24 protein-coding genes, 1 tRNA gene and 1 pseudogene are annotated in these 24,486 nt (G+C 65.9%); 12 read left to right on the forward strand and 14 right to left on the reverse strand.

Annotated features, from left to right (window positions below; translation table 11 throughout):
* The 5 genes from CJZ98_RS09170 to CJZ98_RS09190 are packed head-to-tail and all read right to left on the reverse strand — an operon-like array spanning position 1 to position 4,898.
* Positions 1 to 1,452, reverse strand: a complete 1,452-nt coding sequence (locus CJZ98_RS09170) for a Ni/Fe hydrogenase subunit alpha (protein WP_094590607.1) — start codon at positions 1,450 to 1,452, stop codon at positions 1 to 3.
* A gap of 23 nt (positions 1,453 to 1,475) precedes the next feature.
* The gene (locus CJZ98_RS09175) at positions 1,476 to 2,063 is read right to left on the reverse strand and encodes an NADH-quinone oxidoreductase subunit B family protein (RefSeq protein WP_094590609.1); all 588 of its coding nucleotides are present in this window, start codon (positions 2,061 to 2,063) and stop codon (positions 1,476 to 1,478) included.
* Entirely contained in the window at positions 2,060 to 2,776 is a 717-nt protein-coding gene (gene hoxU, locus CJZ98_RS09180) for a bidirectional hydrogenase complex protein HoxU (protein WP_094590611.1), read from the reverse strand. Before hoxU ends, CJZ98_RS09175 begins: the two co-directional genes overlap by 4 nt.
* Complete coding sequence (locus CJZ98_RS09185) at positions 2,773 to 4,386, reverse strand: NuoF family protein (RefSeq protein WP_094590613.1); 1,614 nt, start codon at positions 4,384 to 4,386, stop codon at positions 2,773 to 2,775. The genes hoxU and CJZ98_RS09185 overlap by 4 nt, the downstream gene beginning before the upstream one ends.
* Complete coding sequence (locus CJZ98_RS09190; RefSeq protein WP_094590615.1) at positions 4,383 to 4,898, reverse strand: NAD(P)H-dependent oxidoreductase subunit E; 516 nt, start codon at positions 4,896 to 4,898, stop codon at positions 4,383 to 4,385. The genes CJZ98_RS09185 and CJZ98_RS09190 overlap by 4 nt, the downstream gene beginning before the upstream one ends.
* A 631-nt stretch (positions 4,899 to 5,529) precedes the next feature.
* Between CJZ98_RS09190 and CJZ98_RS09200 the strand changes: the two genes are divergently transcribed.
* Positions 5,530 to 5,934, forward strand: a complete 405-nt coding sequence (locus tag CJZ98_RS09200; protein WP_232756353.1) for a hypothetical protein — start codon at positions 5,530 to 5,532, stop codon at positions 5,932 to 5,934.
* A 257-nt stretch (positions 5,935 to 6,191) separates the two neighbouring features.
* On the opposite strand, the gene CJZ98_RS09205 is transcribed toward CJZ98_RS09200, so the two are convergent.
* Positions 6,192 to 6,265: transfer RNA gene (locus CJZ98_RS09205), tRNA-Arg, on the reverse strand.
* 221 nt (positions 6,266 to 6,486) lie between these two features.
* Here CJZ98_RS09205 and CJZ98_RS09210 point away from each other — a divergent pair.
* Both CJZ98_RS09210 and CJZ98_RS09215 read left to right on the forward strand, forming a co-directional pair.
* A complete protein-coding gene (locus tag CJZ98_RS09210; RefSeq protein ID WP_094590621.1) occupies positions 6,487 to 6,843 on the forward strand; it encodes a hypothetical protein in 357 nt (118 codons plus the stop codon).
* A 55-nt stretch (positions 6,844 to 6,898) separates the two neighbouring features.
* Positions 6,899 to 7,741: a helix-turn-helix domain-containing protein gene (locus CJZ98_RS09215; protein WP_094590623.1), complete on the forward strand. Its 843-nt coding sequence runs from the start codon at positions 6,899 to 6,901 to the stop codon at positions 7,739 to 7,741.
* On the opposite strand, the gene CJZ98_RS09220 is transcribed toward CJZ98_RS09215, so the two are convergent.
* Complete coding sequence (locus CJZ98_RS09220; RefSeq protein WP_094590624.1) at positions 7,720 to 7,965, reverse strand: hypothetical protein; 246 nt, start codon at positions 7,963 to 7,965, stop codon at positions 7,720 to 7,722. The genes CJZ98_RS09215 and CJZ98_RS09220 overlap by 22 nt on opposite strands.
* Positions 7,965 to 8,834 (reverse strand): 16S rRNA (cytidine(1402)-2'-O)-methyltransferase, encoded by an 870-nt coding sequence (gene rsmI / locus CJZ98_RS09225; protein WP_094590626.1) that lies wholly within the window; start codon positions 8,832 to 8,834, stop codon positions 7,965 to 7,967. Before rsmI ends, CJZ98_RS09220 begins: the two co-directional genes overlap by 1 nt.
* 23 nt (positions 8,835 to 8,857) lie before the next feature.
* On the opposite strand from rsmI, the gene CJZ98_RS09230 reads away from it, so the two are divergent.
* The 3 genes from CJZ98_RS09230 to CJZ98_RS09240 all read left to right on the forward strand — a co-directional run bounded on the left by CJZ98_RS09230 (position 8,858) and on the right by CJZ98_RS09240 (position 11,884).
* Positions 8,858 to 9,838 (forward strand): 3'(2'),5'-bisphosphate nucleotidase CysQ, encoded by a 981-nt coding sequence (locus CJZ98_RS09230; RefSeq protein WP_232756354.1) that lies wholly within the window; start codon positions 8,858 to 8,860, stop codon positions 9,836 to 9,838.
* Between the two features lie 126 nt (positions 9,839 to 9,964).
* The gene (locus CJZ98_RS09235) at positions 9,965 to 11,182 is read left to right on the forward strand and encodes a cytochrome P450 (RefSeq protein WP_094590628.1); all 1,218 of its coding nucleotides are present in this window, start codon (positions 9,965 to 9,967) and stop codon (positions 11,180 to 11,182) included.
* 123 nt (positions 11,183 to 11,305) lie between these two features.
* A complete protein-coding gene (locus tag CJZ98_RS09240; RefSeq protein ID WP_232756355.1) occupies positions 11,306 to 11,884 on the forward strand; it encodes an EF-hand domain-containing protein in 579 nt (192 codons plus the stop codon).
* A 128-nt stretch (positions 11,885 to 12,012) separates the two neighbouring features.
* On the opposite strand, the gene CJZ98_RS09245 is transcribed toward CJZ98_RS09240, so the two are convergent.
* The 4 genes from CJZ98_RS09245 to rseP all read right to left on the reverse strand — a co-directional run bounded on the left by CJZ98_RS09245 (position 12,013) and on the right by rseP (position 16,499).
* Positions 12,013 to 14,139: a polyribonucleotide nucleotidyltransferase gene (locus tag CJZ98_RS09245; RefSeq protein WP_094590632.1), complete on the reverse strand. Its 2,127-nt coding sequence runs from the start codon at positions 14,137 to 14,139 to the stop codon at positions 12,013 to 12,015.
* A 179-nt stretch (positions 14,140 to 14,318) separates the two neighbouring features.
* Complete coding sequence (gene rpsN / locus CJZ98_RS09250) at positions 14,319 to 14,621, reverse strand: 30S ribosomal protein S14 (RefSeq protein ID WP_094590634.1); 303 nt, start codon at positions 14,619 to 14,621, stop codon at positions 14,319 to 14,321.
* A gap of 34 nt (positions 14,622 to 14,655) precedes the next feature.
* Positions 14,656 to 15,360 (reverse strand): endonuclease III, encoded by a 705-nt coding sequence (nth, locus tag CJZ98_RS09255; protein WP_094590636.1) that lies wholly within the window; start codon positions 15,358 to 15,360, stop codon positions 14,656 to 14,658.
* A gap of 50 nt (positions 15,361 to 15,410) precedes the next feature.
* On the reverse strand, positions 15,411 to 16,499 hold the full coding sequence (rseP, locus tag CJZ98_RS09260; protein ID WP_094590638.1) for an RIP metalloprotease RseP: 1,089 nt from the start codon (positions 16,497 to 16,499) through the stop codon (positions 15,411 to 15,413).
* 161 nt (positions 16,500 to 16,660) lie between these two features.
* On the opposite strand from rseP, the gene CJZ98_RS18275 reads away from it, so the two are divergent.
* From CJZ98_RS18275 to CJZ98_RS09275, 5 genes are all read left to right on the forward strand, one after another.
* Positions 16,661 to 19,672 (forward strand): hypothetical protein, encoded by a 3,012-nt coding sequence (locus CJZ98_RS18275; protein WP_198537636.1) that lies wholly within the window; start codon positions 16,661 to 16,663, stop codon positions 19,670 to 19,672.
* A 91-nt stretch (positions 19,673 to 19,763) separates the two neighbouring features.
* Positions 19,764 to 20,297 carry a hypothetical protein gene (locus CJZ98_RS18280; RefSeq protein WP_198537639.1) on the forward strand — a complete coding sequence of 178 codons (534 nt, stop codon included), beginning with the start codon at positions 19,764 to 19,766 and terminating at the stop codon, positions 20,295 to 20,297.
* Positions 20,294 to 20,860, forward strand: coding sequence for a type II secretion system protein (locus CJZ98_RS09265; RefSeq protein ID WP_094590640.1), 567 nt, complete (start codon positions 20,294 to 20,296; stop codon positions 20,858 to 20,860). The genes CJZ98_RS18280 and CJZ98_RS09265 overlap by 4 nt, the downstream gene beginning before the upstream one ends.
* 44 nt (positions 20,861 to 20,904) lie before the next feature.
* Positions 20,905 to 21,513, forward strand: coding sequence for a hypothetical protein (locus tag CJZ98_RS09270; protein ID WP_198537641.1), 609 nt, complete (start codon positions 20,905 to 20,907; stop codon positions 21,511 to 21,513).
* Between the two features lie 85 nt (positions 21,514 to 21,598).
* Positions 21,599 to 23,164, forward strand: a complete 1,566-nt coding sequence (locus CJZ98_RS09275; RefSeq protein WP_157910939.1) for a class I SAM-dependent methyltransferase — start codon at positions 21,599 to 21,601, stop codon at positions 23,162 to 23,164.
* 277 nt (positions 23,165 to 23,441) lie between these two features.
* Here CJZ98_RS09275 and CJZ98_RS09280 read toward each other — a convergent pair.
* Positions 23,442 to 23,663 (reverse strand): annotated as a pseudogene (locus CJZ98_RS09280) (site-2 protease family protein); the annotation flags it as partial.
* Between the two features lie 66 nt (positions 23,664 to 23,729).
* Positions 23,730 to 23,984 (reverse strand): hypothetical protein, encoded by a 255-nt coding sequence (locus tag CJZ98_RS09285; protein ID WP_094590646.1) that lies wholly within the window; start codon positions 23,982 to 23,984, stop codon positions 23,730 to 23,732.
* 132 nt (positions 23,985 to 24,116) lie between these two features.
* Here CJZ98_RS09285 and CJZ98_RS09290 point away from each other — a divergent pair, with 132 nt between their 5' ends.
* Positions 24,117 to 24,452 (forward strand): transposase, encoded by a 336-nt coding sequence (locus CJZ98_RS09290; RefSeq protein ID WP_094590648.1) that lies wholly within the window; start codon positions 24,117 to 24,119, stop codon positions 24,450 to 24,452.
* Positions 24,453 to 24,486: the final 34 nt, after the last annotated feature.

Raw genomic sequence — 24,486 nt, forward strand, 5'->3', positions numbered from 1 at the left:
TCAGTCCCGCCGCAGCACGTCGCGCAGCTGGCCATCGGCACCCACCAGTTCCACCAGCAGTGGCATCTGGCCGGCGGCGTGGGTGGAGCAGGAGAGGCAGGGATCGAAGCAGCGGATGCCCGCCTCCACCCGGTTCAGCAGCCCTTCCGTCAGTCGCTCGCCGCTGAGGTAGTGGCGGGCGATCTGGGTCACGGTGCGGTTCATGGCGCCGTTGTTCTGGCCCGTGGCGATGATCAGGTTCACCGCCTCGATCAGGCCGTTCTCATCCACCCGGTAGTGGTGGAACAGGGTGCCCCGCGGCGCCTCGCTCACCCCCACCGCCTCGTGGGCGTTCACGCCGGCCCGGGCGCGCACGTGGGTCGCCGTGATCGTGGGATCGTCGAGCAGTTGCTGCATCTGCTCCAGGCAGGCCAGGATCTCGATCAGGCGGGCCAGGTGATACAGAAACGACGCCGTCACCACCCGACCGCCCCGCTGACGCAGCTCCAGCAGTTCACGGTCGGCCTGCTCCGTGCCGATGCGCTCGCACAGGTTGAGCCGGGCCAGGGGCCCCACCCGGTAGCTGCCCGCCTCCGGGCCCAGGGCCCGGACGTAGGGGAACTTCAGGTAGCTCCAGGGCTCCACCGCCTCGGCCAGGAAGGAGGCGTAGTCGTCCTCCCGCAGGCCATCGGCCACGATCTGCCCGTCACTGTCGACGATGCGGATGCCGCAGCCGGCCTCGGCGCCGCGGTGGTGCTCCCACAGGCCGCCCGGGCCCACCAGCCCCAGGAACAGCGAGGGGAAGCTGCCGAACACCTCCAGCTCCTCACCCAGCTGGGTGTCGAGCAGGGTCTTGAACAGGCCCAGGGCCCGCTCCGTGATGGCGAAGGCCTCCGGCAGGCCGGCGCTGATCCGATCGCGCGTCTCCTCGCCCAGGGGCTCGCGCACCCCCCCCGGCACCGACCAGGCGGCATGGATCTTGCGCCCCCCCAGGGCCTCGATCACCCCCTGGCCGAACTGGCGCAGGCGGATGCCGGCGCGGGCCAGGTCGGGGTTGGCGGCGATCAGGCCGAAGACGTTGCGCCGGGCCGGGTCGCTGTCCCAGCCCAGCAGGAAATCGGGGCTGCTGAGGTGAAAGAAGGAGAGGGCGTGGCTCTGGGTGATCTGGGCCAGGTTCATCAGCCGCCGCAGCTTCTCGGCCGTGGGCGGGATCGTCACCGCCAGGATCTTGTCGCCCGTCTTGGCGGCCGCCAACAGGTGACTCACCGGGCAGATGCCGCAGATGCGGGCCGTGATCGCCGCCATCTCGGTGAAGGGCCGGCCCTCGCAGAACTTCTCGAAGCCGCGGTATTCCGTCACGTGGAAGCGGGCCGTCTCCACGGCGCCCGCCGCGTCGAGCTGGATCGTGATCTTGGCGTGGCCCTCGATGCGGGTCACCGGATCGATCGTGATCGTGCGGCGGGGGGGAGCCATGGCGAGGTTGGGGTGGGTAGGGCTCAGCCGAAGCGGATCAGATCCGCCCCGCTCAGCTCGGGCCAGCCGCCTTGCAGCAGCGGCTCCAGGGCGGCGCGGATGCGGGCCGCCGACGGCGGACAGCCCGGTAGGTAGAGCTCCACCGGCACCAGCTCGTGCACCGGCAGCACCCGCTCCAGCAGCTCCGGCACGATGCCGGGGGCGTGGGGCAACTGGCCGCTGCCATCGGCGAGCTCGAGGTAGGCCTTGCGCAGCACCGGATCGGCACCGTGGAGCATGTTGCGCATGCCGGGGATGTTGGCGGTGATGGCGCAGTCGCCGAAGCTGATCAGCACGCGGGTGCGGGTGCGCACCTGATGCAGCAGCTCCAGGTTGTCGGCGTTGGCCACGCCGCCCTCCACCAGGCACACGTCGACGCCCTCGGGGTAGGTCTTCACGTCGGAGCCCACTGGGCTGTAGACGATCTCGGCCAGCTCGGCGAGCTCCAGCAGCCATTCGTCCAGATCGAGGAACGACATGTGGCAGCCGGAGCAGCCCGCCAGCCACACGGTGGCCAGGCGCACCTTGCGGCTGGAGGTGGCGCTGCTGCTGGGGCCGGTGCCGCTGCTCATGGATTCCACTGCTGGTGGTGGCGGGCGTGGACCAGGGCCTGAAGCTGCGCCGGCTCGTCGTGCTTCTCGGCGGTGGTGTCGCCCTTGTGGAACAGGGCGCCGGTGGGGCAGACCTGCACGCACTTGCCGCAGTTGGTGCAGGCGTCCACGGCGCCCCACGGCTCGTCGAGGCCGGCGATGATCCGGCAGTGCTCGCCGCGCCAGCCCACGTCCCACACGTGGGCGCCCTCCACCTCGTCGCAGACGCGCACGCAGCGGGTGCAGAGGATGCAGCGGTTGTGGTCCAGGCCGAAGAACGGGTGGGAGAGGTCGACGCGCCGGGCCGGGAAGCGGTAGGGCAGACGGCTGTGGTCCATGCCCGTGGTCACCGCCAGGTCCTGCAGCTCGCAGTGGCCGTTGGCGACGCAGATGGCGCACACGTGGTTCCCCTCGGTGAACAGCAGCTCCACCACGGTGCGACGGATGTCCTGCAGCCGCGGCGTTGCCGTCTGCACCACCATCCCCTCACTGGCCGGCGTGATGCAGGCGGGTAGGAGTTTGTCGGTCCCCTCGATCTCCACCAGGCAGAGCCGGCAGGCGGCCACGGGTGAGAGGCCCTCCAGGTGGCAGAGGGTGGGGATGGCGATACCGGCCTCCCGGGCCGCCTGCAGCAGCGTCGTGCCCTCGGGCACGGCCAGGTCGCGCCCGTCGATCCGCAGGGTGCGCACGCTCATGGCACTGGCTCCGGGGTGGCTTCGGGCTCGGGTCGCAGCAGGGCCAGGTAGTCGCCGCGGAAGTGGCGCAGGGTGCTGAGTACCGGCTTGGGGGCGCTCTGGCCCAGGCCGCAGAGGCTGGTGTCCTTCACCATGTGGCAGAGGCTCTCCAGCTGGGCCAGGTCCGCGGCATCGGCCTCGCCAGCCAGGTGTTTCTGCAGCAGCAGGTGCAGCTGCACGGTGCCGGAGCGGCAGGGGATGCACTTGCCGCAGGATTCCTCGCGGCAGAAGGCCATGAAGAAGCAGGCCACATCCACCATCGAGGTGGAGTCGTCCATCACCACCATGCCGCCCGAGCCCATGATCGAGCCGAGCTCCTGCAGGCTCTCGTAGTCGACCGGCGTGTCGAGGCGGTTGGCCGGCACGCAGCCGCCCGAGGGGCCGCCGGTCTGCACCGCCTTGATGGCGTGGCCGTCGGGGGCGCCGCCGCCCATCGTCTCCACGATCGTGGCGATCGGGGTTCCCATCGGCACCTCCAGCACGCCGGCCAGGCGCACGTCGCCGGTGAGGGAGAACACCTTGGTGCCGCCGCTGTTGGTGGTGCCGATGGCGGCGTAGGCCTCGGCGCCGATGGCCAGCAGCGGCGGCACGCTGGCAAAGGTCTCAACGTTGTTGATCAGGGTGGGCAGGCCGAACACGCCCACCTCCGCCGGGTAGGGCGGCCGGGGCCGTGGCACGCCGCGTTGGCCTTCGATCGAGTGGATCAGCGCCGTCTCCTCGCCGCACACGAAGGCGCCTGCCCCCACCCGCAGCTCCAGCTGAAAGCCGAAGGCACTGCCGGCGATGGCCGCACCCAGCAGGCCCTGGTCTTCGGCCTGGGCGATGGCGGTGCGCAGGTGGGCGATGGCCATCGGGTATTCGGCCCGCACGTAGATGAAGCCACGGCTGGCCCCCACGGCCCAGGCAGCGATCGCCATCCCTTCCAGCAGCCGGTGCGGATCGCCCTCCAGCACGCTGCGGTCCATGAAGGCGCCGGGGTCGCCCTCGTCGGCGTTGCACACCACCACCTTCTCGGGGCCCGGCATCCGCGCCACCGTGGCCCACTTGAGCCCGGTGGGATAGCCGCCGCCACCCCGACCCCGCAGCCCGCTGCGCCGCACCTGCTCGATCACGGCCTCTGGCCTGTTCTCCTGCAGCACCCGGCGCAGCTGGCCGTAGCTGCCGGCGGCGAGGGCCTCCGCGAGCGACTCGGGATCGATCCGGCCGCAGTGCTCCAGCACCAGCCGCTTCTGCAGCCGGAAGAAGGGCTGCTCCAGGTCGATCGGGCGGGCTGCGGGCGGCGCCCAGGTCCCCAGGTCCGTGCCAGGGCTCAGGTTGGCGAGGCTGGCCGCCACGGCCGCTACACCCTCCGGGGTGATCCCCCCGAACAGCCGGCGCCCCGAGGCGCTTTCCAGCTCCAGCAGGGCGCCTTCGCCGCAGGGGCCCAGGCAGCCCACCCCCTTGAGCGCAAGTCCGCTGGCCGGATCGCCGGTGGTGGCGGCGGCGATCACCGCACCGAGCTGCTCCCGCAGCGCGCTACCGCCGCAGCCGGCGCAACCCGCCGCCGTGCATACCCGCAGGATGCCGCTCATCGCCGCAGCCCCCGCAGGCCCGCCAGCACGCTGGCGGGGGTCTGGTGGTTCCACACCTGCTCGTCAACCACGACCAGCGGCGCGCCGCCGCAGGTGCCCACGCAGCGCACCGTGCCCAGCTCGATGGCTTCGGCACCGGCCGCTTCCGTTGCCCCCCCGGGGGCCAACTCCCGCTCCAGGGCCCGCAGCAGGGCATCGGCCCCCTTGACATGGCAGGCGGTGCCGGTGCAGACCACGCAGCGGTGGGCCGCCGGTGGCTTGAAGCGGAACAGGTGGTAGAAGCTGGCGGTGCCCTGCACCCGGCTGAGGGGCAGGCGCAGGGCCGCGGCCACGTGGCGCAGCAGCGCCGGCGTGAGCTGGCCGTGCAGCTCCTGGGCCCGATTGAGCACTTCGATCAGCCCGTCGGGTCGATGGCCTTGGCGCCGCAGCACAGGCTCCAGCTCAGGGAAAGCGCCACTCCCAGGCTGGCTGCTCGCCTCTCGGCTCGACACGATGCTGTGGTCTGTTGCCATGGGGCCCGGCTGGCCGCTGGCTTCAACGTAGGCAGAGCGGCGCCGAACGCCAGTGTTTTGCCGTGGCGCGCTCTAGCGCCCAGACCCTCTCGTGTTGTAACTGTGTCTACATTTCCGATCTTTCCCAGCCTGCTGCTGTCTAGATTGGGATTGGTCTACCCGTTGTGAGGTAGTCGTGCAGGTTTCAATCGCGCTGGCCCAGCTCCGCAGGACCCAGGATTCCGTGCAGATGCTGCTAGAGAGCGGGCTGGATGAGGCGCAGGGCCAGTTCGCCGCCGAGGCCCAGGAGGCCTTACGGCGGGCCGAATCCTGCGTTGTCGCGGTCTTGGACGCCCAGGCTGCTGGTCTGGGACGGCGCCTGGCTGAGCTGCCATTGGCCAAGTAGCACTTCAGGAACCAGCCCTTGGGCAGGCTGTCACGGTTGCGTCGGTCGTAGAGGTGCACCGAGAGACTTTCGGACGCTGGGATCGCCACCTCCTGGGCCCGAGAGATCAGGCAGAGGCCGCCTCGGCTGATGTCCAAGAGCGTCCCAGCCCAGCAGCTGCAGCCGTCGGCTCTGTCTCCCTGCCACAGGTCCGCCACCTCGCCGGCTCAAACCGCAGCATCCATCTCGCGGACAAACGCGCTCGCCATGCAGATACTGCAGGGGGGGGGGATGGGGGCTCTGATGACCGAATGGCTGCTCTGGCTGCGTGCACCGCTGGGCTGTGGCCCCGGTATCCGGCGGCTCTTTGGGGGCGCCGCGATGGCCGCCCTGATCCTCGGCAGCGCACCTGGCCGCGCCGAACCCTGGAAGGACTGCGCCTACAACGACCGGCCGATTCCCTGCCGCGACAGCCACAGCAACGACGGCACGGTTCGGATCGTCTGGAAGGACGGCAAGGCGATGACCTACCGGCTGGTCAAGGAGGGTTTCCCCCTGTCCACTCTGCGGGACACCCTGGGCGGCCTCTGGGAGCGGGAGATCTATGTGCAGGGCAATGCCGTGTTCGCCAACAAGGCCAATGGCAACCGGGTGTTCGTGCCGCTGCGCTGAGGGGTGACTCCTTGATGGATCACTTCGATGCGTTGCTCAGCTGGAACTCCGGCCATCTGCTGGAGCGCAGCACCTGAGCTTCCTCCTTCGAGTGGCAGCGCTGCCGGGCTCAGGACCTTGATCCCGCCAGCGCAGGCCCCGTGAAGCGGCAGCCCCTGGGGAGTGCCAGGGCCAGGTGGCTCAGAGGACAGGCAATCGAAGCGTGGCCAGGTCTCAACCATGCACGGCCCGCCCTCGGCGCCAACGATGTGCTGAAACGCCCCCTGATGGATTCGAACCATCGACCGGCTGCTTAGAAGGCAGCTGCTCTATCCAGCTGAGCTAAGGGAGCGGGCGGGTCACTCTGGACGCCTAGGCCATTCTGGCAGCCGCCACGGGCGGGACCAGCGATCTCTTCGGCATCGTCGGCATCGTCGGCATCGTCGCAGTTGGTCATGGAGCGGGCTGGGGGCTCGTTTGTGATGTACAACCACTGGGTTGGGTGGTCTGTTGGCCGCAGCCATGGCTGGAGCCAATCCCCCCCTGATCCCGCGGCGAACTGAGCGCTACCCCATGCCGTCCACCCTGGCTGTGGTCACGGCCGTGCTGGAGCTGCCCACGGGACTCGGCCCCAGCAGCCTTACCGGCAAGCTCTGGGATGTCAGCGCCGCAGGCTGCTGCGTGGCCTTCCCCGGCTTCCATCGGCTGGATCTCCCCGGCCTGGGACACCTGCGCATCACGCATCCTTTCCTGGCTGAGAGCCACGTGCTGGGGGTGGAGCTGCGCTGGGCCGATGCCTTCGCCCACATCACCTTTGTGGGGATGCTGTTCAGTCCCGATCTCCTCCCCGAGGGCACCTTCCTCGATGGCTACATGCTGCGCTGCTGGGCCGATGGGGAGGCCACCATGACGCTTGGCCTGGAGGAATAGCCGGCGCGGGCCCACCACGGCTTCTACAGTGGCGGGCTGCAGTTCCGTAGCTTCCATGGCGGCCACCCGGCTCAGCGACAGCCAGAAGGAGCAGATCGTGGTGCGCTACCGCCAGGGCGAGACGGGGCAGGCCCTGGCTGAGGCCTTCGGCTGCAGCCCGAACACTGTGAGCCGGGTGGTGAAGGCGGCCATCGATCCCAGCGAGCTGGCCTCCCTCAAGCGCCAGCGGGGCCGGGCGGCTGCGCCCGAGCCTGTGCCGGCCGCGTCCGTTCCTGTTGCCATGGAGGGCCCGACCGCCGAGGTCCCGGCTGTTGCGGCCCTAGAGGGGGCGGCCCTCGACCTTGACCGTGCCAACCCCTCGGAGGGCTCCGAACCCACGGGGGGCGCTGACGTCATGGAGGTCGCCGCCGGCGTGGTGGATGGTGATGCGGAGAGCGGTTCCCACCTCGCCATCGACGATGCCGACGACTTCGGTGATGAGACTCTCGATGAGGGCGACGACGACGATTGCGACGCTGTCTTCATCCCGGTGGCTGTTGTCCCTGGGCCCGTGCGGGATGGCGCCGCCCAGCGGTCGCTGACCTCGGTGCAGCCTCTGGCGTCCGCGGCTCTGCCGGCTCGCCTCTACCTGCTGGTGGACAAGACCGTGGAACTCCAGGCCCAGCCCCTGGCCGACTTCCCCGAACTCGGCAGCCTGCCCGAGGGGGAGGCGGAGCGCCAGGCCCTCATGCTGTTCACCAACCCGCGCGAAGCCAAGCGCCAGTGCGGCCGCACCCAGCGGGTGATCCCAGTGCCCGAGCCGCGCCTTCTGGAGCGCACGGCACCGTATCTGGTGTCGCAGGGGATCACCAGGCTGGTGCTGGAGGGCGGCGCCCTCTACTCCCTGCCGGGGGCCTGATCGCCGCCGCGGGGCAGCAGGAGTGCGGTGGCGGTGCCACCCGAGATCACGCCCAGCACCAGCGCCACGCCCACCAGGAAGCCTGTGGGCAACGCGATCGTGCGGCCAAAGCCCAGGTTGAGGCTGGCCCGCTGATCCAGGTTCTGGGCCCCCAGGCAGAGCAGCAGCAGCAGCAGGGCTCCACCGCCGAGGCTGCCCAGCAGTAGGCGCAGGCGCAGCAGCATCAGGGGGCCTCCAGGGGGGTCGTCGGTGCTTGGTGCAGCAGAGCGTAGAGCTCACGGCGCGGCAGGCCCGTTTCCGTCGCCAGCTGGCGGGCGGCGTCGCTGTTGCTGACGCCGGCGGCCACCCGGCGCTGCAGCTCGGCCCGCAGCTCGGCGTCGCTGGGGCGCACGGTCTCCTGGGGCGGCGCCCCGCCGAGCACCAGCGTGAATTCCCCCTGGGGCGGCGTGCGTTGAAGGTGCTCCAGCACGGCGCTCACGCTGGGCCCCAGCTGTTGCTCATGGCGCTTGGTGAGTTCACGGCAGGCGGCCAGGGGCCGATCGCCCAGTTCGGCCAGCAGGTCGTTCAGCAGATCCAGCAGCCGGTGCGGTGCCTCGAATAGCACCAGGGTGCGGGGTTCCCCCGCCAGCTCCCGCAGCCGTGCCCGGCGCTGCTGCCCCTTGGCCGGCAGGAACCCCTCAAAGCAGAAGCGCCCGCTGGGCAGGCCACTGCTCACCAGGGCGGTGGTCACGGCGCAGGGTCCCGGCACGCAGATCACGCTGCGGCCGCAGGCCCGGGCGGCGGCCACCAGGGCCTCGCCGGGATCGGAGATGCCGGGCAGGCCGGCATCGCTGATCACCGCCACCGCCTCGCCGGCCTCCAGGGCCTGCAGCAGTTCCGGGATGCGGGCGTTTTGGTTGTGCTCGTGGAAGCTCACCAACCGGTTCTTGATGCCGAGGTTGTGCAGCAGCAGGCCACTGCGGCGTGTGTCCTCGCAGGCGATGCGGCCGGCCCCCTGGAGCACGTGGCGGGCGCGGGGGGAGAGGTCGCCGGTGTTGCCGATGGGGGTGCCCACCAGGTACAGCACGCCGGCGGCCGGCTCCTCCCCCTGCATCACAATGCCCCTTTGGCCCCTCCATGATGCAGCCCGCCAGCCAAGGCATCGCCGCTGCACCCCCTGCGGCTGGCCGGCCCGCCGTCTGCCTGCCGCAGGGCGTGGCGCTGGAGCCCCTGCTGGCCGAGCTTCGCCGCCTCAGCTGGGGTGCGGCGGACATCCTGCGGGCCTACGGCCGTGGCGTGCAGCCCCCCTACGGCTTCCCGCTGGCCCTGAGCGTGGATGACGGCGGCGAAGGCCCGGTGAGCGCGGCGGATCTTGCCGTCAACCAGTGGCTGCTCGACGGTGTGGCCGCCGCCTTCCCCAGCGCCGCCTGGACCCTGCTCAGCGAGGAGACCGCCAAGGAGCAGATCCGTGCCGGTGTGCCCCTGGACGCCGAGTGGCTGTGGATCCTCGATCCGCTCGATGGCACCAAGGACTTCCTGCAGGGCACGGGCGAGTACGCCGTGCATCTGGCCCTGCTGCAGCGGGGTGAGCCGGTGCTGGGGGTAGTGCTGCTGCCGGAGCTGGAGGAGCTCTGGTTCGGGCTCGTGGGGGCCGGAGCCGAGGCCCCAGGCCTGGCCTGGCGCGAAAACCGCGCCGGTGAGCGGTTCGCGCCAGCCCTCAGCCCCCGTCGTGCCCTCGGTGAGCTGGTGTTGGTGGCCAGCCGCAACCACCGCGACCAGCGCCTGGAGCAGCTGCTGCAGGCGCTGGCGCTGGGTGACACGCGGGCGGTCGGCAGTGTGGGCGGCAAGGTGGCCACGATCCTGCGGGGCGACGCGGATCTCTACATCTCCCTTTCAGGCAAGAGCGCTCCCAAGGACTGGGACATGGCGGCCCCCGAGGCGGTGCTGCGGGCGGCCGGCGGGGCCTTCAGCCACGCCGACGGCCGGCCCCTCTCGTACAACGACGGGGACGTGCGCCAGGCGGGCTGCCTGATCGCCAGCCATGGCCCCAGCCACCGGCTGCTGTGCGAGGCGGCCGCGGTGGCGCTGGCGACGATCGATCCGGGGTTTGTCGTCTGATTCCAGGTGTCCGGATCCGTCGTCGGGGGGATCCAACGGCAGTGCCATCCCCGCTGCGGCAGCGCAACCCCGCCAAGGCGGCGACACTGGGCTCAGCGCTCCACCCCACGCCAGGCTGGTCTCGCCATGCCCCTGAACGCCGACGACCGCAGGGCCTTCCAGTCCGACCCCTGTCTGCCCGGCCATCCGGACCCCTATCCCATCTATGCGGCCCTGCGCCAGGAGTCCCCTGTGCAGTGGTGTGAGGGGCCGGGGATGTGGGTGGTGCTGGGCTACAGCGAAGCGGAGGCCTGCATGCGTGATCCGCGCCTGCACAGGCAGGAGCATCTCGACAAGTTGATCCGGCGCTTCGGGGCCGACCGCATCTATCAGCGCCAGAAGGTCGATATCCCCTACATGGATGGAGAGGCCCATACGCTGGCGCGTCAGCACGTGCTCGCCGCGTACCACGCCATCGACCTGGAGCAGCTGCGGCGGTTCTGTGACGACGTTCTGGCGGATCGGCTCAGCCGGATCCCGCAAGGCCAGTGGCTGGATCTGATGCCCAGCCTGGCCCACCCGCTGCCGCTGCTGGTGAACAGCATGCTGATGGGCGTCCCGCCGGAGCGACAGCAGCAGGTGCTTGAACAGGTGGGCCCATTCGTGCGTGCCCGCGGCCTCACCCAGACCGAGGAGAGTGCCAGTGGTGGCGACGAGGCGATGGAGGTGTATCGGCACTTCTTCCTGCCGCTGATCCACGAACGTCGCCAGCGGCCCCGCCAGGATCTGCTCGGGCGCCTGATCGCCGATCCACGGACGGGGCTCGAGATGGGTGATGAGCAACTGCTGCTGATCATCGCCAGCAACTTCTATTCGGCCAGTCTGTACACCGTGCCGCTGCTGATCAGCCATCTGGCGCTGATCCTCGCCCGGCAGCCAGGGCTCTACGCGCGCCTGCGTCAGGAGCCGTTCCTGGTGGATAGCGCCGTCGAGGAGGCGCTGCGTTTCGATCCACCGGCGCAGGCGCTCAACGCCAGTGTCGCCGCGGAGGCGCTGGAGATTGCCGGCCGGAGGATCGCCGCCGGGGATTCGCTCACGGCCCTGGTGGGTGCCGCCAACCGGGATCCGCGGTTATTCGACGAGCCGGATCGCTTCCTCGTGGATCGCCGGCCCAATCCCCACCTGAGCTTCGCCCCAGGTCTGCACCAGTGCCTCGGTCTGCAGCTGGCGCGTCTGGAGGTGCGGGCGATGCTGCGGGCCTGGCTGGAGCGCTATGAGCGGATCGAGGTGGACGAAGCCGCCTCCCAGCGGCTGGTGGCCGACCGCTTCCGCGGCTTCGAGCGGTTGATGGTGCGCTTCGGCTGAACCCACGCGGCTCTGCTGCCATGGCGCCCCGCATGCAGCAACCTGGAATCCGATGGCCCCCAGCGCTCAGCTCGCCGACAGCGGCCTCCCGATCGCCCTGCCACCTCCCCGCCGATGCCTGTCATGCGTGTCCCCCAGGTCCTGATCGATCGCTATCGACGCCTGTTCCGCTTCTATGACCGCGACGGCGATGGGGTTCACTCCCTGGCGCAGGACTTTGCCCCCGTGGCCCGCAGCATCGATGCCCGCTGGCAGGGCCGGCGGCCTCCCTTCGCCAATCTGCTGCAGCTGCTGCTCGACACCTATGCCCACGAGCAGCAGCGCCGCGACAGCGATGGCAACGGCGTGGTGACACTCCGGGAATTCGTGGATTCCCACCAGCGCGTGCTGGCGGCCTACCAGGCCAACCCGGAGCAGGCCCGGGTCTTCATCGAACGTGCCGCCGGCGGCTTCTTCGATGTGCTGGATCTCGATGGCGACGGGGTGCTGGAGCTGGCCGATCTGCAGGCCTTCGCGGCGGCCTATGGACACCCGGTGGAGGGCATCGCCGCCAATCTCGCCGCGATGCTCGGCGAACTGGGGCTGCCACCGGAGCGGCTGCCCCGCGCGGTGTTCCTGACGCTGTTGGAGCAGTACTGGTTCGATCCCTCCCCCACGGCGCCGGGCCGCCTGCTGTTCGGCGGCCTGCCCCTGGAGGACTGATACCTTGACGGCCCTCCCACCGCTTCAGCGGCCGCTGCCCTCGCTGAGTCTGGCGATGGCCCGCGGCGGGGCCAACATTGAGGACTGCCAGGCCCTGCTGCTGGGGTGCGGCGCTTCGGCAGGGGGCCTCACTCCACGGGAGCCGGCTCCGACTGGGGCACGCCCCGAAGGGTGAGGTTGATGCGGCCGCGGTTGTCGATCTCGCGCACGCGCACGGTCACCTGATCGCCCACCTTCACCACGTCCTCCACCTTCTCGACGCGGGCCTCGCTCAGCTGCGAGATGTGGATCATCCCCTCCTTGCCGGGCAGGATCTCCACGAACGCGCCGATCGGGATCACCCGGGTGACGGTGCCCTGGAACTGCTCGCCCTCGGACACGCGACGGGTCAGCCCCTCGATGATCCGCTGGGCCTCCTCGGCGGCGGCACCGTCGTGGCTGGCGATCGTCACGATGCCGCCGTCCTCGATGTCGATCTTGGTGTTGGTGCGCTCGGTGATGCCCTTGATCGTGCGGCCGCCGGGGCCGATCACGGTGCCGATCAGTTCCGGATCGATGCGGAAGCTGAGCAGGCGCGGCGCATGGGGGCTGAGGGTGTCGCGGGGCTTCTCGATTGCCGAGAGCATCTTCTCGAGGATGTGCAGGCGCGCCGGACGGGCCTGGTTCACGGCGTCGGCCACGGTCTTCACCGCCAGGCCGGTGATCTTCATGTCCATCTGCAGGGCGGTGATGCCCTTCTCGGTGCCGGCCACCTTGAAGTCCATGTCGCCGAGGAAGTCCTCGATGCCCTGGATGTCGGTGAGGATGCGCACCTCATCGCCCTCCTTGATCAGGCCCATGGCGGCGCCGCTCACGGGCGCCTTGAGGGGCACGCCGGCATCCATCAGGGCCAGGGTGCTGCCGCACACCGAGCCCATGGAGGTGGAGCCGTTGGAGCTCAGGCACTCCGATACCACCCGCAGCACGTAGGGGAAGCTCTCCTTGCTGGGCAGCACGGGAATCAGGGCCCGCTCGGCCAGGGCGCCGTGGCCGATCTCACGGCGGCCGGGGCTGCGCATCGGCCGGGTCTCACCCACCGAATAGGGCGGGAAGTTGTAGTGGTGCAGGTAGGTCTTCTCGGTGGACGGGTTGAGGTCGTCCATTTCCTGGGCGTCGCTCGGGGTGCCGAGGGTGGCGCAGGAGAGCACCTGGGTGAGCCCGCGCTGGAACAGGGCGGAGCCGTGCACGCGCTTGGGCAGCACGCCGGCGGCGGCACTGATCGGGCGCACCTGATCCAGGCTGCGGCCGTCGACGCGCTTGCCCTCCTTGAGGATCTGACCGCGCATCAGCTTTTTGGTGAGGCCCTTGTAGCTGTTGCCCAGGGCCTTGCCGCTGGCGGCGGCTCGGATCGGGTCGTCCTCGGCCAGGGCGGCGATCTTGCCCACCACCTCGGCCTTGATGGCGTCGAGCTTCTCGTCGCGCTCGGCCTTGGTCTGCTCGAAGTGCTGCAGCACTTCGCCAATGGCGGCGGAGCACTCCTGCTCGAGGAAGGCGGGCAGGGTGGGATCCTCGACCTTGGCCTCGGGGATCACCTGCTCGATGCCCAGCTCCTTGAGCAGGGCCTGCTGGGCCTTGATCAGCTCGCTCACGGCCTCGTAGCCGAAGTCGATCGCCTCGATCACGTCCTGTTCGGGCAGCTGGTTGGCGCCCGCCTCCACCATGATCACGCCCTCGGGGGTGCCGGCCACCACCAGATCGAGCTCGGAGCGCTCGATCTCCCGGTAGCTGGGGTTGAGCACGAAGTCGTCGCCCAGCAGGCCCACCCGCACGGCGGCCATGGGGCCGTGGAAGGGGATCTTGGCCAGCAGGGTGGCGAGCGAGGCGCCGGTCACGGCGAGCACATCGGGCGGCACCCGCTCATCGAGCGAGAGGCAGGTGGCCACGATCTGCAGGTCGTCCCGCATCCAGCTGGGGAACAGGGGCCGCATCGGCCGGTCGATCAGCCGGGCAATCAGGGTGGCCCGCTCGGGGGGGCGGCTCTCGCGGCGCATGAAGCTGCCGGGGATGCGACCGGCGGCGTAGAGCCGCTCCTCGTAGTCGCAGATGAGGGGGAGGAAATCGATGCCTTCGCGGCCGCCGGAGCGGGTGGCCGTCACCAGAACGGCGGTATCACCACATTCGACCAACACCGAGCCCCCGGCCTGGGGGGCGAACCGACCGGTGGTCAGCCGGATCTCCCGACCATCGAAGGAGATCGACTGCGTCTGACCTTGCACTTGCGCTTATGTCCGTTTTGTTGTCAAGGGGGATTCTCGCATCCGGGCCTGAACTGTCGTGGGGGCGACGCCGGCGCGCGCAACAAAAAAGGCGCCCGAAGGCGCCGGAACGGGGTGGTGGTGGGCCAAGAGGCGTAGGCCCGGCCGGAGCGTTCGGGGCCCGCAGGCCCCGGCGGCACTCACCAGGACGACTTGACCACGCCGGGCAGTTCGCCCTTGTGGGCGCGCTCGCGCAGCTGGTTGCGGCACAGGCCGAAATCGCGGTAGTAGCCACGGGGCTTGCCGGTGGCCCAGCAGCGGTTGCGCAGGCGGGTGGGGGCGCTGTTGCGGGGCAGGCTCTGGATCTTGCGGTGGATCTCCAGGCGCTCCATCGGGTCGGCCGCCGACTCGAAAGCCTCCTTGAGGGCAGCGCGCTTGGCCGCGTAGCGGTCGACCAGTTTCTGGCGCTTCGCGTCGCGCGCAATCATCGACTTCTTCGCCATGCGGCTGGTGCTCAGGATCCAATGAGGATTGAGCCTACCGCGCCGTGGTTCCCGGCTTGGTCGAGCGCACTGCTGCGCGCACCGGCGTGGTGGTGAGGGTGTCGCCGCTGGGGCAGAGGTCGGCGATCGGGCAGGCGCCGCAGCGGGGGCTGCGGGCGGTGCAGATGGCCCGGCCGTGGAAGATCAGCCGGATTGAGAGGTTCTGCCAGTCGGCCTGGGGCACCAGCCGCATCAGGTCGGGCTCGATCCGGCGTGGTTCGCCGTGCTTGGTGAGCTTCAGCCGCTGGCTCAGCCGGGCCACGTGGGTGTCCACCGTGACGCCGGCGTTGATGCCGTAGCACCAGGCCAGCACCACCGAGGCCGTCTTGCGGGCCACGCCGGGGAGCACCAGCAGCTCTTCCATCGTGCGCGGCACCGCGCCGCCGTGGCGCTCGATCAGCAGCCGCGAGCTGGCCACGATGTTTTTGGCCTTGTTGCGGAAAAAGCCCGCCGACTTCACATAGGGCTCCACCTCCTCCGGCTCCACGGCGGCGGTAGCCGCCGCATCGGGGAAGCGCTCGAACAGGGCCGGGGTGATCTGGTTCACCCGCTCGTCGGTGCACTGGGCCGAGAGCATGGTGGCCACCAGCAGCTCGTAGGGCGTGCGCCAGTCGAGCGAGCAGGTGGCGTGGGGGTAGAGATCGCCGAGGCGCTCCAGCAGCTCGGGGGCGCGGCGCTTGGCGCTGGGGAAGCGGGGCATCGGGGGAAGGCTCAGCCGGGTGGCTCAGCGGCTGTGCGCAAGGGTTCGGCTCAGCGGCCCAGCAGCTGCTGCACCGCCGCCAGCTGGCTGGTGTCCTTCACGATCAGCACCAGGCTCAGGCCCACCAGGAACACAAAGCCCGACTGCATGAAGGCCATCTGGAACTTCTCGGGCAGGGGCCGGCCCCGCAGGCCCTCGAGCAGCAGCAGCACGAACTGGCCGCCATCCAGGAGCGGTAGGGGCAGGGCGTTGAGCACCGCCAGGTTGATCGAGATCAGGGCGGTGTAGAGGAACAGGCTGCTGCCGCCCTGCTTGGCCAGGGTGGCCCCCATCTCCACGATCTTCACCGGACCGGACACCTGGCTGGCGGTCTGGCCGAAGTGGGTGGCCAGGGTCACGAAGCCATCCACCGTGCGCTTGGTGAGCACCACGAAGTCGCGGCTGGCGCGGCCCAGGATTTCGCCGGGACCCTTGGCGGGCCGGAAGGCCTCCGTGCCGAAGGGCTGGAGCTGGGCGCCGATGCGGCCGATGCCATCGGCGTCAGCCGGGGTGAGGCGCAGGCGGCGCAGCTGGCCGCTGCGCTCGGTCTCCAGGGTCAGGGTCTGGTCCGGGGCTCCCTTGATGCGGGCCACCAGGTCCACCACGGCCTGCTGGCCGCCGGCCAGCTTCTGGCCATCGACGCCCACGATCCGGTCGCCGGCCGCCAGGCCTGAGGCGGCGGCGGCCTGGCCCGCCTGCACGCCGCTCACCAGCACACCCGGCGTGGCGCTGAAACCGGCGGGGATGCCCACGATGGCGCCCTGGGCCACCAGCACCGCCCAGGCCAGCAGCAGGTTGGCCAGCACCCCGGCGGCGATCACCAGGGCCCGCTGGGGCAGGGGGCGGTTCCTGAGCAGGTCGGGGTCATCGGCGGGGATGGCGCTGTCCTCGTCGTCGTCGGGGAAGCCCACGAAGCCGCCCAGGGGAATGGCCCGCAGCGCGAACTGCACGCCGCGCCGCTGCCGCTCCAGCAGCACCGGCCCAAAGCCCACCGAGAAGCTGCTGACCCGGATGCCCTGCCAGGTGGCCGCGAAGAAGTGCCCCGCCTCATGCACCACGATCAGGCCCGCCAGGATCGCCAGGGCCGTGAGAACACCCATGCGGGCCAAACGCTCAGAGGACTCTCATTCTGCCGGGGCTTGAGCGGGCCTGAGGAGCTTCAGCAGAGCTAAGATGTGGTATGGCCAGCAACGGATGGATGCTGTGCCCACACTGGCCCATCCGAAGAAATCCTGACGAAGTCCAAGTTGCCCTCCCATCGATGAGGTCCAAGCTTCTCCTCCATCTGCTCACAGCGCGTCCCCGTAGCGGCCGCGAAGGCGGCTTCACGATGATTGCGGGAATTTTGGTGATCTTGGCCCTAGTGGTGGGCACTTTGGGGGTGGTGGCGATCGTCAACGGTGCCAACCTCGGCATCTTTGGCAGCGGTGAGGCCCGAGATTCCCAGCAGGTGGCGGAGGCGGGGGCCGATCAGATCATCGCCACCTTCAACCAACCGGAGAATCGTCAGCTGCTGGTGGCGGGAAGCACGCCTCCAAATAAATGGTCAACCACCAACACGGACTTGCAAAGCCCGTGTATCTCCTCGGCTGGGGTGAGACCCGGAACCAACGGGTTCCCCTCAACGCGGGCTGTTGGATTCGCAGATGGGCAATTTCGTGATTTAACCGATGTAGACAAAACCAACCAAGGAGATCGTCGATTCAGGTTGGTGTCCGTGCGGTATTCAGCGGGTGCCAATGGGAGCACGGATCGCAGGAGCATCTATCGAACCTTCTCAGCCAACGGCACCGCCCTCAGCCAAGCCGGAACCATCCCAACGGATACCACCTTCAATGCCCTGCTCAATCTCGATGACCCCGATGGCAGCGGGGCACTCACGGCCGGTACCAACACAGGTTTCATTGCGGTAACGGTTGAGGGCCGTCTGTATCGAGCCGATGGCACATTCTCCACCTCAACCATCACCAAGGAATATGAGGTTCTGCCCAAATGCTGCGGCGGTTCCTTTGGAAGCAATGCCTCCGGTGGCTCTACCACGGGCACGCCCCCAGCCAACAGCTTGGGCGCAGATAGCCGCTTCTGCGGCATCGAGTTTGGGATGATCACGGGTCTCAACGGAGGGCGTTTTCTCTCCCAGGCAGCGAACGATCGCTACACCAGAAGAAACGCGAACAATCAAGTGGTCAATATCGGTTCGATCCTAGGCGTCATTGCTGACCCTGATTACAAATGGGATCGCGGCACCAATCAGGTGGTCAACAACATCCAGGTGGGGTGCCGCACCGTTCCATGCCCTCTAAACACGAGCGCAGAAATTATTCCCGGTGACACCAGTGGCAACACGATGGTCACCTATTACAACCCGCTTACCACAGCAACTCCCACTAACTGTCCGGCAAGTTATGGAAATGCTGCATCTATCGCGGGCCGCGCAGCCTCCTGCATCCCTATCGTTCCGCTCTATTTGTCGTCGGGCCTGCCGAGCATCGCGAGCAAATACACCTATGCATGGACATCAGGCAGTAACCCCGACACCGTCAGCAAGCAGACGGTGAGTTCCGCAAGCCCCGGCGGGTACCCCCAGATCTCGGGGGTTGCGGCCGATAAGACGGGAACAAACACCACCGGAGTCGGAACCTGGATCCGAGCCAATAGCGCTACCGGGGTCAATCAGGTGACGCCTGGCAAGTTCCTGGAGTACTGCAACACAAGGTACTTACCTAGCAATGACTGCGCCTCAGCCTTCAATGGATCACAGATTCACACGTGGGCAGTCATTTCCAAGCCAGGAGATGTAACTGGAGGGATAGGAGATGATTTGAGTAGTTATGCAACCTTCGCTCAATTCACAACGAAAGGTGGAGTGACACCCGGTAGCACCCCCCGTTGGCCATCACGTTGGACGACAGCAGGAACTGCGGGCACCCTTGATCGCCCAGCGGCAAGCAGCATCAGATTTTTCCATCCTGGCGCAGCGAACACCACCGCAAACTGGGGCACAGGCTTCGCCAATGCCCCTGCCATTGCCAGGGCTGTCAATCTCCATGCCCTGAGAGAGCCCGTCCTGGAGTTTCGGTTCACCAGAAATCTCAGAACCGGCGCCACAGCAGGGAACAGCTCAGCCTTCGATCTGGATTACAGCTTCTCTTCTCCCGTCACCACGGACGAAGCCGTCGCCACCAATGCCGGTACCTGGACACAGATGGCCACCGTCACAGCCAATGGAGTTGTGGCAGTTTCCAGCGGTGCCACAGGAGCAAATTGCACTGTTTCGGCAGGTCTGTATACATGTCGAATCGGGTTCCCCCCCGCCTCCTACAGCTTCGCCAATCGCTTCAACCACTACGTTAAGTTTCGACTAAGAGCCAACAGCAACTTCAGCAATGTTGCCAACGCGAACGCCATTCAAGACGTAACTTTTCGCGGGATCTCTATCCTGTCTGGTCAAACAACCCCACCCACCAATGCATCGACAGCGGCAGCGGTAGCTCCGCAGTATTTGAACTGGTGTGAATACAGTTCCACCTTCCCGGACACGGCAACGTTCCAGGGCGGTTTCCATTGCCTCGGGCCCACCATTGATCTGCGGGCAGTGGGCAACATCCTCAGGCTTGACACCACCGATGAGTCAATAACCTTCTACTACAACCGCTCCACGGACTCCAGAGGTATTACACCAATCAACCCCTTGATCAATCTCTTTCAGGGGGGGACGATGGCCAACGTCTCCTGCCCAAGAGCCAATCCATTGAGTTCGGCTCCTACGGAAAACTGTAAAACGCTGGTCTCCGAAAACGTTTTTAATCCTGTTGCCGAATATGATCGGTTCAATATCTTTGGACGCGACACAAGCCCCGCCAGCACCTGTATTGACGCAGGCCAGACCAACCAACCCTGCAACCAGATCATCATTATCGCAGCCGATTCCTCTGCCAGCGCCACCAACCGATCCCGGATTGCAGGCGCTTGGTTTTACTTGCCCTGGGGGCTGGTTTCCTTCTGCGTCAACGGCTGTGGGCCGCTGCCCCAGCTTACGGCTGCTGAGCTTGCCCAGGATGACAGCTGGAACTTTGGCGGGCGGATTTGGGTTCGGACCATTTTGGCTGGCGGCCAAAACCATTTTCGCGTTCCTCCATCGGCTTCTTCAGATCTGACTCAACTTGTAGGCGCTGCAGCCAATTCGGCTGATGTAACTTATATCGGATGGGAAGGAGTTGATTGGGTAGCAAGAGCGCCAACTGCTTCTCGAAAGGGTTTTTCATTGAATTAAACATATGCCTGCAACTCTACGAAAGCGGCTCCAGTCGGGTTTGAGATTCGAGCGAGGCATTGGTCTCGTAGAACCGCTTGTGCTCACGGTTATGTTGTTGATTGTGATCGGTTCCACGGCAACGATCTTTAACGGCATCAATCGCAGAACTATCTCCACCCGGCAGCAAGTGGAGATGCAAGCGTCGATTGACAACAACCTTCGCCAGATCAAGACGTTGGCCCGCGATTATACCTGTTGCACAGGAGAGTGCACAACCACCATTCCAACCAACGTAGGCGTCATAGCTGGCGTAACGCAACCCTGTGCAACCGATAATTCACTGGACGACCGTTACTACTTTCCCCAGGTTGATTTAGCCTCAACCACCACTAACTTTCCCAACACCACAACAGCTTCGGAGCCTCTGGCGGTTGGCCAGCTGTGCGCACCCGGCAACAACACTGCCTTCATGACCCCCTTCCGGAACACTGTCGAAGCCTTGGCACAACCTACCAACGCGACCCGCGCAACAGCCATACAGACAGATCATATCTTGAGAATTACTTTTACAGATAACAATAATAATAACAGGGTTGTGCGAGTTGAGAATATCATTCCTCGGATGGCCTACTTCTGCACATGAAGATCAAGCCCTCAGTCCTCCAGCGTAAAGGGCGCCCAAAAGCCTTCACGATGGCTGAGCTGATGGTGACCGTTGCCGTTCTTGGCATCGTTGGCTCCGTCGTGTTTGCCTCATCGCAGGTATTTCTTCGCCGTGATCAAGCCAACGCCGCAGCGGCGGAGTTGGCTGGTTGGCTGGAAGCAATTTCCGGACGATCGGGTGCCTTTGGGCCCTGCACCGTGCAATTCACGACGGCCAATGGGTTGGCGCCGGGTGCCACATTTGCCTCCTTGCAAGCGGGCGATGCCCGATGCATTCCGAATTCCAACCTTGCCCTGCCCTCAACGGGTGGCAACTCAACCTACAATGTTGCTGTGGCATTTACACCGAACGGTGCCACCTCGGCGGTCTTCACGAACCGCAGTGGTGTTGTTGCCAGTGGTGTTGAAGCGATCGTCAAGATTTCCGTGAACAATCAATTACCCTTGCGCTGTGTGAGAATTTCCTTCGGAACTATTAGTACCGGAATAAATAACGCCACCGGTGATGTAAGCCAGACTTGCACGGTATGGGAGCGGACTTGATGAGATCTTTTTTGCGGTATAATCGAATCAATCAGGGCTTTACCTTGGTAGAGTTGCTGATTGGTGGCGTTGTTTCGGCTGTTGTTCTGGGTTCTGTTGCTGTCCTGGCGGTCCATCAGATTCGCATCGCTGATCGCGTTTATGAATCAACAACCATTGACCGTAACTTCAAGCGTCTATCCGATCTGTTGAAAATAGAAGTGGGTGAAGCCTGTTTGCTTCGGCGTGGCGTGGACCCAGGAACATCAAGGACAATTACTCCGCCGGATACACGTTGCAAGCCTGCTCCACCATCCGCCCTCGGTCAGCGCAACAATGCTGAATGCGCCACGCCATCTGCTACCGCAGACTTACGACTTCTGATCCCAGTGGCGGCTGCCAACAACACGATTCAATATAACGTTATTAGATATTATCTCAGCGGTACTGAGTTGCTCCGTGATGGCCCCCAAGTGGGGACGGATGGTCTATTGACTACCACGGCAGCCACGGGCAGCAGGGTACTTTCCAATGTCTCCACGTTCACTCCCACCGTCTCAGCAGATTGCACCTGGGTCAGCTTGGATGTGGGCCTGACCTTGCCGGGAACGGCCACTGTTGTGCCCCCCAGAACGCTCACTCTCTATTCAGGAGCCTCAGAGAGCGTCAACTGATGTGAGCAAGCCTTTCTGGGATCATGGATACCACTCTGGGTCCACCTACGCGAGTGGCTTTTACCGGGAGCTGACGCCAAGTTGGTTGGATTTCGGTGCCCTGCTCAAGGGTCACAAGCCACCGCGCGAATCGGAAGGCGAACCCTTTGTTTTCTTGGATCTGGGCTGTGGCACCGGTTTTGGTCTGGTGCTCTTGGCCGCGCTCTATCCCGAAGGCCGCTTCTTTGGGGTGGATTTCCATCCTGATCATGTGGCCCATGGCCTTGATTTGGCACGGCGTGCTGGAGTCAAGAATGTCGAGATCATTGAGGCTGATTTTCTTGAGTTGGCCGCTTCCGATGCGGTCATGGCTTGGCGGGCCGGTGGATGCCACTACGTTGTAGCCCATGGCATTGCCACCTGGGTGACCGAACCCGTTCAGAATGCACTGCTCGCCGTGGCGACAAGATCCCTGTCGCCAGGCGGGGTGATGTATTGCTCCTACAACACCTATCCAGGCTGGCTGGCCCGTAGCGGCTTTCAGAAACTTCTGGCATTTGAACTCGCCACGGCAAAGAAGGGAGAACTCACTCATAGCTTCCAAGAAACCGCGCGCTTATTGAATCAATTACTGGGCGAGGAATCCCAACCCTCACCACTGGGTGCCACGTTCCCAGGCTTGCGGAGGGAGTTGCAATCGATCGAGTTTGCCCCTCTCGACTATCTCTGTGGTGAGTATGACAACGTCGGATGGGCACCGCTCTACTTCACCGAAATGAATGCTCGGTGTCAGGCCCACAAACTTTCCTTCCTTGGAACAGCCACCTTCTCCGAATCGTTTGTTGAGCTCCTCCCTCCCCCCCTCCGGAATGTTGTCCTCAACGAGGCAAGAACGGACGCGCGCGAATTGTTAACGGATTTGGGCACCAACAAATCCTTCCGTCGAGACATTCTCGCGAAGGGACATGTCCAGCTGACACAAAAAGAATGGGGCGAACGTCTCGATTCCATCTCGTTTCGTCTGTTGCAACCCCAGGAAGATTGGATTCCAATGCCAACGCAGACACTTAATTTTCGCTCCAGCTTTGGAGAAATCCAGGGGGACCCCCTGGCCTACGGACCCTTAATCACTGCCATATCAGCAAAGCCCACCTCCATTCAATCGCTCTTGAGCAACAACCAGCACCCCCAGGGTGAGTTGGTTGTGATGCTATCTCTGCTGCTGGAGGCGGGATGCATCGGCTTTGACCGTGGCCCTGCCGGCGGCAAATCGGCTCCGGTGGTTCAACAGCTCAACCAATTGCTCCTTGATCGCATGCAAGAGGGGCGCAATTACACCCAATTGGGCTTGCCCGCCGTTGGCACCGCTGTGCCCTTTTCCGTTCTTGAAGCCCTGATCTACAAAGCATACCGCGACCAGTTGGAAGAACCTATGTTGAGCAGTTGTGTGTTGCTCTGGCTCAAGGAGTTGGAGGTGCAACTCCTTGACCAGGACAACCAGGTGATCACGGAGCCGCAAGCCCAGGTTGATCGAATCAAAGCCATTGCAGCAGCCTTGAAGAGCGGCAAAGAGCCCCTGCTGCAACGGATGGATGGCGCACCTAGTCTTCGCCTCCATCAGCCCCGATCCGATCGGAGTCGACGCAAGGCACCAGCACGCAAGGGCGTTTGATGTTGCCTTCACCTTCAGAATGGTTTCCAGTGGGGCGGCCACGGTGAGGCCAATGGCCAGATCGCTGCCGTTGAAGGTGTGAATCCTCCTCGTACATAGCTCGACATTGGTCGTTAGGTGTCGGCCTCCCTCAGCCACACCTCCAGGCGGAATGTGCGCGCGTCGCTTGACGCATCGGCATGGTTGAACCAGTACAGCTCCACTTTGTTCGCCTGGTGCAACCGGATCGGGGCGCCCCCCAGCGCACCACCCAGCAGACGGAGGGGGCTGCGTGGTTGGTGCTGCTCTCGGCGTCGCCCTGAAACGACACGAATTCGCTGCGCGAAATGGCCAGCAGGAAGAACTGCTCGCCGCGGCGCTGGCGCTGCAGCAGCACCGGCCCGAAGCCCACCGAGAAGCCGCTGACGCGGATGCCCTGCCAGGTGGCCGCGAAGAAGTGACCCGCCTCGTGCACCACGATCAGGCCCGCCAGGATCGCCAGGGCCGTGAGAACACCCATGCGGGCCATTTGACAAGTGAGTCCATTGTGTTGGCCAGCCGCTGTTCCCGGTGGATCGCGCCGGTTTCAGGCGGGCTCTGCGTTCTCCTCGGGGCCGGGTTGGACCGGCTTGCCCTCCACAATCCTGGTTGCCTTCTCGGCGTCGCCGAACAGCATCACGTGGCCGCAGTCGAGGCACATGATTGATTTCACCTGGATTTCAGCTGGCTCAAGAATGTTGAACCGTGCATGATCGAGCCGCTGATAGATCAGGCCTGTCGATTGAATGTGGCCGGGCTCCAGCGCGGTACCACCGCAGACTGAGCACGATGCGATCGCCATGGTTCACGCTGATAAGCCCCTGGCAACACTAGGAGTCTGTTGCGCGTAGATCCGCCCCCCAGCTCTCCACAGACCCCCCTGAATTTGCCCAGATCCCAGTGACAGCAATGGATCTGGGCGATAGGATGGACCATGCAGAAGCCCAAGTCCTTCCGTCCCTGGCAGCCGGAGCAGACCACTCTGCTGCCGCCGTCACCTCGTGAGTGGCTGTCGCCTGATCACCAGGTGTATTTCCTGCTGGATCTGGTGGATGAGCTGGATCTCTGCGAGATCCTTCTCCCCGCCCAGGCCAAGGACCCGCGTGGGGAGAAGGGCTTTGACCCGCGGATGATGATGATGCTGCTGCTCTACGCCTACTGCGTCGGCATCGTCTCTTCCAGGAAGATCGAGCGGGCCTGCTACGAGGGGCCTCCTGAGAAACACCAGATCTTCTGCGCCGCAATGGATCTGAGCAGCTTCTGCCGGTAAAATGTGCGCAAATCGGCCTGTTACGGCCAAATTG

It is taken from the genome of Vulcanococcus limneticus LL (assembly GCF_002252705.1).
Taxonomy (GTDB): Bacteria; Cyanobacteriota; Cyanobacteriia; order PCC-6307; family Cyanobiaceae; genus Vulcanococcus; species Vulcanococcus limneticus.

What these genes read in the sequence shown, in the direction of transcription:
- CJZ98_RS09170 (WP_094590607.1), bottom strand. Translation starts at nt 1,452, where the DNA reads ATGGCTCCCCCCCGCCGCACGATCACGATCGATCCGGTGACCCGCATC.
- CJZ98_RS09175 (WP_094590609.1), bottom strand. Translation starts at nt 2,063, where the DNA reads ATGAGCAGCGGCACCGGCCCCAGCAGCAGCGCCACCTCCAGCCGCAAG.
- hoxU (WP_094590611.1), bottom strand. Translation starts at nt 2,776, where the DNA reads ATGAGCGTGCGCACCCTGCGGATCGACGGGCGCGACCTGGCCGTGCCC.
- CJZ98_RS09185 (WP_094590613.1), bottom strand. Translation starts at nt 4,386, where the DNA reads ATGAGCGGCATCCTGCGGGTATGCACGGCGGCGGGTTGCGCCGGCTGC.
- CJZ98_RS09190 (WP_094590615.1), bottom strand. Translation starts at nt 4,898, where the DNA reads ATGGCAACAGACCACAGCATCGTGTCGAGCCGAGAGGCGAGCAGCCAG.
- CJZ98_RS09200 (WP_232756353.1), top strand. Translation starts at nt 5,530, where the DNA reads ATGCAGATACTGCAGGGGGGGGGGATGGGGGCTCTGATGACCGAATGG.
- CJZ98_RS09210 (WP_094590621.1), top strand. Translation starts at nt 6,487, where the DNA reads ATGCCGTCCACCCTGGCTGTGGTCACGGCCGTGCTGGAGCTGCCCACG.
- CJZ98_RS09215 (WP_094590623.1), top strand. Translation starts at nt 6,899, where the DNA reads ATGGCGGCCACCCGGCTCAGCGACAGCCAGAAGGAGCAGATCGTGGTG.
- CJZ98_RS09220 (WP_094590624.1), bottom strand. Translation starts at nt 7,965, where the DNA reads ATGCTGCTGCGCCTGCGCCTACTGCTGGGCAGCCTCGGCGGTGGAGCC.
- rsmI (WP_094590626.1), bottom strand. Translation starts at nt 8,834, where the DNA reads ATGCAGGGGGAGGAGCCGGCCGCCGGCGTGCTGTACCTGGTGGGCACC.
- CJZ98_RS09230 (WP_232756354.1), top strand. Translation starts at nt 8,858, where the DNA reads ATGATGCAGCCCGCCAGCCAAGGCATCGCCGCTGCACCCCCTGCGGCT.
- CJZ98_RS09235 (WP_094590628.1), top strand. Translation starts at nt 9,965, where the DNA reads ATGCCCCTGAACGCCGACGACCGCAGGGCCTTCCAGTCCGACCCCTGT.
- CJZ98_RS09240 (WP_232756355.1), top strand. Translation starts at nt 11,306, where the DNA reads ATGCGTGTCCCCCAGGTCCTGATCGATCGCTATCGACGCCTGTTCCGC.
- rpsN (WP_094590634.1), bottom strand. Translation starts at nt 14,621, where the DNA reads ATGGCGAAGAAGTCGATGATTGCGCGCGACGCGAAGCGCCAGAAACTG.
- nth (WP_094590636.1), bottom strand. Translation starts at nt 15,360, where the DNA reads ATGCCCCGCTTCCCCAGCGCCAAGCGCCGCGCCCCCGAGCTGCTGGAG.
- rseP (WP_094590638.1), bottom strand. Translation starts at nt 16,499, where the DNA reads ATGGGTGTTCTCACGGCCCTGGCGATCCTGGCGGGCCTGATCGTGGTG.
- CJZ98_RS18275 (WP_198537636.1), top strand. Translation starts at nt 16,661, where the DNA reads ATGAGGTCCAAGCTTCTCCTCCATCTGCTCACAGCGCGTCCCCGTAGC.
- CJZ98_RS18280 (WP_198537639.1), top strand. Translation starts at nt 19,764, where the DNA reads ATGTTGTTGATTGTGATCGGTTCCACGGCAACGATCTTTAACGGCATC.
- CJZ98_RS09265 (WP_094590640.1), top strand. Translation starts at nt 20,294, where the DNA reads ATGAAGATCAAGCCCTCAGTCCTCCAGCGTAAAGGGCGCCCAAAAGCC.
- CJZ98_RS09285 (WP_094590646.1), bottom strand. Translation starts at nt 23,984, where the DNA reads ATGGCGATCGCATCGTGCTCAGTCTGCGGTGGTACCGCGCTGGAGCCC.
- CJZ98_RS09290 (WP_094590648.1), top strand. Translation starts at nt 24,117, where the DNA reads ATGCAGAAGCCCAAGTCCTTCCGTCCCTGGCAGCCGGAGCAGACCACT.